The organism is Marinimicrobium sp. UBA4209, assembly GCF_002381585.1.
Taxonomy (GTDB): domain Bacteria; phylum Pseudomonadota; class Gammaproteobacteria; order Pseudomonadales; family Cellvibrionaceae; genus Marinimicrobium; species Marinimicrobium koreense.
Genome location: NZ_DFTP01000030.1, coordinates 1,144 through 2,043, shown reverse-complemented (window position 1 = coordinate 2,043; position 900 = coordinate 1,144). Strand labels below are relative to the sequence as shown.

Here is a 900-nt window from a genome sequence, read left to right as displayed (position 1 = left end):
CGGGTTTTTTTGTGCCCGGCGTTCGGGCATCGGGGGCGCGAGCGGGGCAGATCAGGTGCCCTGGGCGGGTTCGTGGATGCGCACGATTAAAACGTCACAGGCAGCCTGGTGCAGAATATCGGTCGCGGTGGTGCCCAGCAGTCGCTTCAGTCCCTTTTCCCCGTGACTGCCGGTCACGATGACATCGGCGCCGAGCTTGCCGGCAAGATAAGTGATCTCCTGGGGCGCGTCGCCAAACAGTATGTGAAGGTGGTCGGGAGGTAGCGCCATGCCATCTGCATACGCCTGCAGGCGGGGAAACAGCTCCTGACGTACCTGCAGTTCCCCGTGGCGATGGTTGCGCCCGGTGCCGCTACCCAACGCTGTGACCGGGTGTTCGGCCACGTGGACCAGATGGAGGTGCGAGCCTGCTGTCGCGAGCTTTTTCGCGCCGCTCAGGACCTGGGCAGAGTCCTGGGTCAGATCCAGTGCCACCAGGAGGGTGTTATAGCGGGACATGGCAATCTCCCTTAACCGGTTCTAAGCTGTTGTCTCCATAAGTGTAGCCCAAGGCGTGGGTTGATCCGAACGAACCTGATGTAAGTAGTAGACTGTAATAACGGGATCAGGCTGCGTGGCCTCCGCAGGTGGGGCCGAAGACTGATCCGCCACACCTGTTAAAACCCGGAGAGCGGACTATGACCAGCACCGAGACCTCGCGCACCATCCTGTTGACCGGCGGCACCGGCTTTATTGGTGTACCTCTGTGTCATGCATTGCAGCAGCGGGGCTATCACCCGGTGGTGCTCACGCGGGACACCCTGCGGGCCGCGCGGGTTCTGGGTACCGGCGTCAGCCTGGTATCGGAGCTGAACCAGTTGCCGGATCGACCGGTCGACGCGGTGGTCAATCTGGCCGGCG

2 protein-coding genes are annotated in these 900 nt (G+C 62.4%); one reads left to right on the top strand and one right to left on the bottom strand.

All coding sequences use genetic code 11. The features are described 5' to 3' along the window. Positions 1-51 precede the first annotated feature (51 nt). Positions 52-498 carry a universal stress protein gene (locus tag B3187_RS04410; protein ID WP_286804766.1) on the bottom strand — a complete coding sequence of 149 codons (447 nt, stop codon included), beginning with the start codon at positions 496-498 and terminating at the stop codon, positions 52-54. 179 nt (positions 499-677) lie between these two features. On the opposite strand from B3187_RS04410, the gene B3187_RS04405 reads away from it, so the two are divergent. Continuing rightward, positions 678-900 (top strand): NAD-dependent epimerase/dehydratase family protein (locus B3187_RS04405; RefSeq protein ID WP_286804764.1); only part of this gene is annotated, 223 nt, incomplete at its 3' end.

Coding starts and splice junctions, on each gene's coding strand:
- B3187_RS04410 (WP_286804766.1), bottom strand. CDS start 498: ATGTCCCGCTATAACACCCTCCTGGTGGCACTGGATCTGACCCAGGAC.